The following is an 8,435-nucleotide window of genomic DNA, read 5'->3' on the forward strand; positions in this document are numbered from 1 at the left end:
CGGCGGGGCGACTTTCTTGCCGCGCGAGGAATGGGCGAAGCCCAGGGGAAGAAAGTCGAACCGCCGCCGTTGCGGCTCAGGCGATCGAGGCGCAGCCGTCCTCTGGCCAGATCAGCCAAAAGAGAGGCCGTGGTCGCGCGCCGAACAGCTCCTCGGGACAAGTCGTGGCCAACCTGAGGTCCTGCGCAAGAGGACCGGCATACCGGGCGAAGAGACGGCGGCCATGGCGTAGACAAACGACGGCATCGTCTCAGCCCAACCGGTCGTCGAAAGCGCATCTCACCTGCACCTTGTCGGCTGGCCAGAGGGGCGCCTCCTCGAAGTGGTCACTGAGGGCTGCGATCGCCTGCCGGGTCCAGGCGGGCGTTCACCGTCCTGATCTTTGCCAACCTGTCCGATGAGGAAGACGAAAATGCATCCGCGGCCCTGGCCGTGCAGCCACTCATTGGCACGCGAGCAAGCGCTTACCGTGCCCTGCCCGTCCGACGGCGTAGCCAACAGTGCCAGTCTCGAGAAAGCCGTACAGCCGGAGACAATGGCGCCGATCACGGCGAATGCCGCCTGCCATACACTGCCGGGCATGCCGAGGCCCGCCAAGGCAAACGACACCTGATAGCCGGCGATGGCAGCCGGGACGGCATAGACCAGACCGACAATAGCGCGGAGCGGCGTGCGCGTGGCCGCGAAAACGAACTGTCCAAGCGCCAAGATTGCCCCGCCCACCAGCAACCCGACTGTGATCGCGCCCACGACGCCGGCCCCACTGTGAAACGCCGCCAACCCCGCGGCGAGCCCGGCGAAGGTGGGAAGCGCATAGATCGCCAGCGTGAACAGCAGCCCGCAGAAGAAGCCGAGCCCGACGATGCTGAGAACGATACCGGTAGCAAGCATGGTGGGTCTCCGTGACCAGGGTCGAGCGGTCGCGCCTTCCACCACCACCATGGCGCCAGCGGATCTTATCAGGATTGAACGTGGCAGAAGAGAGACTTTGGGTTGCAAATGGGAGACGCTGGACCTTGATGAATTCGAGGAACGTCACTCCCAGCCAAGGGAGGAAACATGGCGAGCCCCCGTCGCAAGATCGACCTGCCGGTCTCCGGGGTCCGGCGCTACCTGGAACCCGGACCGATCGTGCTGGTCACATCGGCGCATGGCGACCAGCGCAACATCATGACCATGGGCTGGCATACGGTAATGGAGTTCACGCCGTCCCTGGTCGGCTGCGTGATCGCCGGCGGCAACCATAGCTTCGGTCTGATCCGGCGCAGCAAGGAATGCGTCATCAACCTTCCGACGACGGCGCTCACAGATCAGGTGGTCGGGGTCGGCAACACATCCGGGGCGGAGATCGACAAGTTCGAGAAGTTCAAGCTGACCCCGCATAAGGCGCACGAGGTCAACGCCCCGCTGACCGCCGAATGCCATGCCAGCTTCGAATGCCGGCTGGCGGATGGCAGCCTCATCTCCAAGTACAACTTCTTCATCTTCGAGGTTGTGAAGGGGCACGTCGCGGCCTCGCCCGAGCATCCCGAAACGCTGCATTACACCGGTGACGGCGTGTTCATGATCGCCGGCAAGGTCATCAGCCGGCGCTCGCAGTTCAGACCGGGCATGCTGTAGGAGACAGCGATTCTACAGCAGCCCAAGCGACCGGAACGAAGCATGAGTGCCATGACCGATCACGACGTGATCGTGCAGCTCGATCTCGAGAGCCTTGGCAGCTGTTTTCAACTCCCGCGTCATCTCGATGTCGTCCCGCGACGGCCTTGGATCGCCCGATGGATGATTATGGACAACGATCAAAGCGGAGGCGTTTAGAATCAACGCTCGTTTGATCACCTCCCGCGGGTAAACAGGCGTGTGATTGACGGTGCCTCGCTGCTGCACCTCGTCGGCGATGAGATTGTTCTTGGTATCGAGAAACAGGATTCGGAACTGCTCGACCTGCTCGCAGGCCATTGCCGTCTGCAGGTAGGCGATCAGCGCCTGCCAGTTGGTGAGCACGGGACGCCTGCGCACCTCTGATCTGGCTATGCGGCACGCGATCTCGCGGACAAGCCGAAACGCAGCAATGTCACGGCCCGTCAATCCGAAGGCGCGAAGCTGCGCCGCTTCGGCTGCGATGACATGGCCAATGCTCGGAAAGTGCTGCAAGAGAGCAGAAGCTTGTTCGCTCCCTTGCGCTGAAGCCAGCAATCCGGCGAGCAGGTCCTGCTCGGTCGTCTCTCCCGACGGCAGAACGGCAAGAGCGCCATGCATTACGGAACCGTGGCGCCGCGAGGCGGATGCGGAAGTCAAAGTTGAAGCAGACATTGATCATGTCCCGGAGAGCAGGAAGGGGCGAGCCGCCGCCCGCTCTCTCTGAAGGCCCGGCGGCTCACCCGCTCCCGGCCTTCCTCTTGCTCTCACCAGGTCCGGTTATCGCCGCAGACGCAGAAACGAGGTGGCGCTCACGCGCCACCCGAACCGAACCGCCACACGGGAATGCCCAGCTTGCGCGCCTTGTCAGCCAGGTTCTCCTGGATGCCCGACCCGGGGAACACGATGACGCCGATCGGCAGGACCTCCAGGATCTGATCGTTGCGCTTGAAGGGTGCGGCCTTGGCGTGACGGGTCCAGTCCGGCTTGAACGGGACGTGCGTCACCTTGCGGCTGTCGGCCCAGCGGGCAGCGATGCGTTCGGCGCCGGTCGGCGAACCACCGTGCAGCAGCACCATGTCGGGATGCTTGCCGCGGACCTTGTCGAGCGTGCTCCAGATGAGCGGGTGGTCGTTGAAGTCGGCACCGCCCGTGAAGGCAATCTTGGGACCGGCCGGCACCAGCAGCTCGGTCTCGGCGCGGCGACGAGCGGCCAGGAACTCGCGGCTGTCGATCATGGCGGCGGTGAGAGCCCGGTGGTTGACCATCGAGCCGGTGCGTGGCCGCCAGGTCGAACCGGTATGGACCTCGAAGCGTTCGGCGGCCTGATCGCGGAACAGCTCCAGTGCATTGCGGCGCTCGATCAAGGTCAGGCCCTCGGCGACGAGACGCTCCAGTTCGACAGAGCGGATTTCGGAGCCGTTCTGCTCCTTCTGACTGCGCCGCTGCGCCTGCTCATTGCCGTCGAGCTCGCGTTCGATTCGTTCGACGGCGCGATGAAACAGGTTGACGGTCGACCACAGCAGGTCCTCGAGATCGGGCTCGAGACGGGTGTCGGTGAGGGTCGAGACCAGCGCATCGAAGATGTCGACGACCGCGCCGGCTATGATGTTGCCTTCCGGCAGCGGGCGGGGATCCGGCTCGTCCTCGAAGGGACGGTGGCCATGCAGCTGCAGCTCTGCGAGGACGTGATCGGTCGGAGATGACGCGTGCACGGGCTCGAAATCGGGATCGTCGGTGGTCGCCATGATGCTGTCCTTTGTCGGATCGGCCGCGCCCATCGCGGCCTTCGTGGGCGTCGACAGACGGCAGGCGGCCCGGGCTCGCACCGCTTGCGGCCGGAGCGCAGCGGAGGACGGCGGGCCGAGGCTTTCTTGCCTCGCGAGGAATGCCGGCGCAGCCGGCAGGGGAAGAAAGCTGAAGGACCGCCGTTGCGGGACCGGGCTGCCTGCCGTTCGATCGCCCCTCTAGAAGGCCGGGGCGCGCTCCGGTCCGATCCGAAGGTCAGCAGAGCGACCAATCACGAAGAGATTCACGTGCCCGTGCTCATCCCCTCACGGGCCAAAGCCAGGAAACGCACCACGTCCGGCGGGGCGAGTTGCCGGCGCGCTGATGCCCGGAGCCCTTCAATGCCCAGGTGGCGGAGATCGTCATTGAAGTCGTCGAAGCAGGGCGACAGGACGAACGGCTCGATCCCGGCGGCCTCCGCGCGGGTGCACAGGCTGGCCGTCGCGGCGTCACCGGCCGGGTCGGTATCGCGAGCGACATATAGACGGCGCAGGGTCGGTGGAAGCAGCAAGGCGGCGAGATGATTGGCCGAGAGCGCGGCGACCATCGGCAGAGTCGGCAGGATCATGCGAAGCGACAGCATGGTCTCGATCCCTTCCCCGGCGACCATCACGTCGTGGGCCACGCCGAAGCGGACACCGTGCCCGCGAAGATGGCCCATGGCCCGTCGCGGGGAAGCGATCGGCGCCTTGTCGTGGCCCGACGGATCGAGCCAGGTACGGTGTGCGCCGGTGATCGTGCCGCCCAGATCGGTGACGGCGGCGATCAGGGCCGGCCAGGTCTCGGTCGGGCTGTCCTCGTCGGGCCGGTAGTAGCAGCACGGCTGGAAGCGTAGCGGATCGCCGTGAGGTACGGTCGTAATTCTGCGGCCGTGCAGATAAGCCTGCGCCACAGTGCCGCCTATCGGCCGAGACATGGCATAGAGACGCCGCGCAGATTCGGGCGAACCTCGCGGCGCCGGCAGCCGACCCTGCAGCGGTGGGAGCGGGGCCGGCGGCAAGGCCAGGAACGCGCGTGCCTCATCGAGGATATCGCGCAGGCGATCCAACCCGCGATTGAGGCCGATCAGGTCCAGAAGATCGCCATGCTGCCCCGAGGCGGCGTCCGCCCACTTTCCAGCAGCACCCTTGCCGTGATCCGGACCGCTCAAACGGACGAACAGGCTGCGGCCCTGGGTGTTGGCGACATCGCCGACCAACCAGTAGCGGCCCTCGCGACGGCCGTTGGAGAGATAGTGACGACATACCGCCTCGGCATTGCGCGCGAGGCGGCGAGCCAGGTCCGCGGCAGGCGATGACACGGCCGCCCCCTCACGCCGCGGCTCGATCGGCGATGCGCACGATCGGATAGCGGTCCATCAAGGCCGTCAGGATTTCAGGGCCGGCGGCGCCGGTCGGCACGAAGAGACGGAGCTTCCAGGCGATGATCTCGGAGATCAGCCCCATCGTCTTCAGGCGATCGACCATGCCATCGGTGAAGCCGCAGAGTTCCACACGGAACAGGCCCATCACCTTGGAGCGACGCACGCTAAGCCCGTCCCGCAGCTCGAGGACGGTCCGACCATCGAGCACGGCGTTCCAGGCGCTTGCCGGAGCCATATTGATGGCATCGGCGCTGACGGCTTGCGCCACCCAGGCTGGCGAGACCAGCCGGCCAATGACGCGCTCTCCCGCATCGGTCTGCAGTCGGTAGACCCGCATGGATTCATCCGGCAAGCGCTTCCAGATCGGCAGCAGCAGGCCGGTGACGATATGGAGCTCGCTCTCGGTGAACGGAGGTATCTCGGCGAGTTCCTGTGCCCAGGCCTGGGCAAAGGCAGCTTGATCCGAGCGCTGCCAGTGCGACTGCTCGAGGGCCGCTACCGAAAGGGCTGTCCGCTCCATCGGACGCACGAGCCGGACGCGGCGCTCGACCTCGCCGTCGTCCAGCACGACGCTGGGCGCCGGCACCTGCACCGCCGCCCAGCCCGACTGCGCATTGAGAAGCAGGATCGCGCGAGGATCGCCGGCTCGGTCCAAGGCATCGGCCAAGGCGAGAGGCTGGTTTCGCTCCCGACGGCGGACAGTGAATACCTGCGTTTCGGCGCCAGTCGTCGGATGGACATACACCACCTGACGATTCGTCACCGTCAGGCTCTCGGCCGTCAGCGTCTCGACGCCGACGTCGTAGGTCCCTGAGACCCGCGCCCCTTCGATCTTCGCGCGCAGCAGGTCCTCGAACACGCCGAACAGCGTGTTCTGCAAGTCGATGGTGAGCGCCAGCAGCCGATTGAGGAACGTCGTGATCGGCGGCAGCTCCTCCCGCAGGCTGCCGTCCTGGTCGGTCAGATTCAGGCCCGTTGCTGCCTCGAAAGCCTCCAGAGAACAGCCTTCGATCTTGCCGGCGAACAGCAACATGTAGAGCTGACGCAGCGCCGCCCGGCCGTAGGGCGATTCGAGATTGTCGTCGGCTCGGAACAGGCCTTGGCCGCCGGTCTGGCGCTGGCCCTTGGTGATGGCGCCCAGCGTGTCGAGGCGCCGGGCGATGGTCGAGAGAAAGCGCTTCTCGGCTTTCACGTCGGTAGCGATCGGCCGGAACAGCGGCGGCTGCGCCTGGTTGGTCCGGTTGCTGCGGCCCAGCCCCTGTATGGCGGTGTCGGCCTTCCAACCTGCCTCCAGCAGGTAGTGCACGCGCAGGCGCTGGTTCCGGGCTGAAAGGTCAGCATGGTAGGAGCGGCCGGTGCCGCCGGCATCGCTGAACACCAGGATACGCTTGTCGTCATCCATGAACGCCTGCGCCTCGGCGAGGTTGGCCGAGCCTGGACGTTTCTCGACGCAGAGCCGTTCACCCTTACGAACGATCCTCCGGGATCGCCCGGTCACCTCGGCGACCAGGTCGGTCCCGAAACGCTGCACGATCTGATCGAGCGCACCCTGGACCGGCGCGAGCGACGCCAGCCGCTCGATCAACCGGTCGCGGCGCTCGACGGCGTCGCGGCACTGCACCGGCTGACCGTCGCGATACACCGGCCGCGAGGAGAGATTGCCGTCGCCATCGGTGAAGGGCTCGAACAGTTGGGTCGGGAAGCTGTGCGTGAGGTAGTCCAGCACATACTCGCGCGGCGTGATGTCGACTTGCACGTCGCCCCACTCCTCGGTCGGGATGTCGGCCAGCCGCCGCTCCATCAGGGCCTCGCCTGTCGACACGATCTGGATGACCGCGGCATGCCCGGCTGCCAGATCGCGCTCCATCGACTGAATCAGGGTCGGCGTCTTCATCGAGGTGATCAGGTGGGAGAAGAAGCGCTGTTTGGCGGATTCGAAGGCCGAGCGCGCGGCAGACTTCGCCTGCGCATTGAGCGTGCCGCGCTCGCCGGAGACGTTGGCTGCCTGCAGGGCAGCGTCGAGATTGTTGTGGATGACCTGGAAGGCGCCGGCATAGGCATCGTAGATGCGGACCTGCTTCGGCGTGAGCGCGTGCTCGACCAGTTCGTACTCCACACCTTCGTAGGACAGGGAGCGGGCCGCATACAGGCCAAGCGCCTTGAGGTCACGGGCCAGCACTTCCATGGCGGCAACGCCGCCCGCCTCGATGGCCTGCACGAATTCGGCGCGCGTGGCGAAAGGAAAGTCCTCGCCGCCCCACAGACCGAGCCGCTGGGCGTAGGCGAGGTTGTGCACGGTCGTGGCGCCCGTGGCCGAGACGTATACGACGCGGGCGTTGGGCAGCGCGTGCTGCAGGCGAAGGCCGGCCCTGCCCTGTTGCGACGGCGCCTGGTCGCCCCGCTTGCCTTTCCCGCCGGCCGCATTGGCCATGGCATGGCTTTCGTCGAACACGATCACTCCATCGAAGTCCGCTCCCAGCCAATCGACGATCTGCCGGACCCGCGAAACCCTTTCCTCGCGTGCGTCGGTCCGTAGCGTGGCGTAGGTGGTAAAAAGGACGCCCTGCTCCAGGCAGATGGGCGTGCCTTGGCGGAATCGCGCGAGCGGCGTGATCAACAGCCGCTCCATGCCCAGCGCCGACCAGTCGCGCTGGGCGTCCTCGATCAGCTTGTCGGACTTCGATACCCACACTGCGCGTCGGCGGCCTTTTAGCCAGTTTTCGAGCAGGATGCCGGCGATCTGGCGGCCCTTGCCGGCGCCGGTGCCGTCACCCAGCATAAAACCCCGCCGGAAGCGGACGGCGTTCTCCGCCTCGTCGGGCGCCGCCGACACGACGTCGAAGGTCTCGTCCACCGTCCAGGAGCCGGCGAGGTGGCCGCAGTGCGCTTCGCCGGCATAGATGACGCTCTCGAGTTGCGCATCGGACAGGAGCCCATCCGTGACGACGCTGGCCAGCAGACGAGGCCGGTAGCCCGGCTTGGGCGGCGCGACGGAGGCCATCGCCGCCGACTGTACCAGCCGTGTCGGATGGGACTGCGCACCGGCAATCCGGATCGACTGCAGCTCGTATCCTTCGTACAGCGCCTCGGTGAGGCTGCCGCCCTCGGTCGGCTTCCAGTCGACGGTCTCATAGGCGAGCTCAGTACCCACTCGTTCAAGCGAATCGCCGGCAACGGCGCGTGGCTGCTGAGCAGGCCTTCGGCTCGACATGACCGTGACGGGAGGAACGGATGCAGGAGGCGCGGTGCCATGAACAGGCAAGCGCGGAGGGACATGCGAAGTAACCCATTGGAGCAACGCAGCGACGTCGGATGCCATGCCGAGTGATGCTGGAAACGACCTCGGATCATCGGCAGGTACGCGATCGATAACCGTCAGCCGAGTCTCGACCGCGGTGCCGTGACGGGCGTAGACACGTCCATCGACGGCAGCGCTGAACACGACACGGCCGCGTTCCTGAAGGCGGACGAAGGCCTCGCGCCATGACGGATGGTCCGGCGAGAGGCTGACGCCGGTGATCGCGACCAGGCGCCCGCCGTCGGCGAGTCGCGCAAGCGCCGACGAGACATGGCGAAGGGCGGCATCGGCGACGGTGCCGTCGACATGCGCCGCAGCCGAGAATGGCGGATTCATCAGCACGACGCT

The 8,435-nt window shown here is 66.2% G+C and carries 6 protein-coding genes; 1 reads left to right on the forward strand and 5 read right to left on the reverse strand.

What is annotated here, in order from left to right; genetic code table 11:
• Positions 1-279: 279 nt before the first annotated feature.
• Positions 280-891: a hypothetical protein gene (locus EPO41_RS04885; protein WP_296321250.1), complete on the reverse strand. Its 612-nt coding sequence runs from the start codon at positions 889-891 to the stop codon at positions 280-282.
• 168 nt (positions 892-1,059) lie between these two features.
• Between EPO41_RS04885 and EPO41_RS04890 the strand changes: the two genes are divergently transcribed.
• The gene (locus EPO41_RS04890) at positions 1,060-1,620 is read left to right on the forward strand and encodes a flavin reductase family protein (RefSeq protein WP_296321251.1); all 561 of its coding nucleotides are present in this window, start codon (positions 1,060-1,062) and stop codon (positions 1,618-1,620) included.
• Positions 1,621-1,632: 12 nt separating this feature from the next.
• Here the strand turns inward: EPO41_RS04890 and radC are convergent, their stop codons facing one another.
• From radC to EPO41_RS04910, 4 genes are all read right to left on the reverse strand, one after another.
• Positions 1,633-2,313 carry a DNA repair protein RadC gene (radC, locus tag EPO41_RS04895; RefSeq protein ID WP_296321253.1) on the reverse strand — a complete coding sequence of 227 codons (681 nt, stop codon included), beginning with the start codon at positions 2,311-2,313 and terminating at the stop codon, positions 1,633-1,635.
• 137 nt (positions 2,314-2,450) lie between these two features.
• Positions 2,451-3,386 carry a DUF2493 domain-containing protein gene (locus EPO41_RS04900; RefSeq protein ID WP_296321255.1) on the reverse strand — a complete coding sequence of 312 codons (936 nt, stop codon included), beginning with the start codon at positions 3,384-3,386 and terminating at the stop codon, positions 2,451-2,453.
• 284 nt (positions 3,387-3,670) lie between these two features.
• A complete protein-coding gene (locus EPO41_RS04905; protein WP_296321257.1) occupies positions 3,671-4,726 on the reverse strand; it encodes a toprim domain-containing protein in 1,056 nt (351 codons plus the stop codon).
• Between the two features lie 10 nt (positions 4,727-4,736).
• Positions 4,737-8,435 (reverse strand): strawberry notch family protein (locus EPO41_RS04910; RefSeq protein ID WP_296321259.1); only part of this gene is annotated, 3,699 nt, incomplete at its 5' end.

The sequence above is a fragment of the Reyranella sp. genome, from assembly GCF_004297265.1.
GTDB lineage: Bacteria > Pseudomonadota > Alphaproteobacteria > Reyranellales > Reyranellaceae > Reyranella.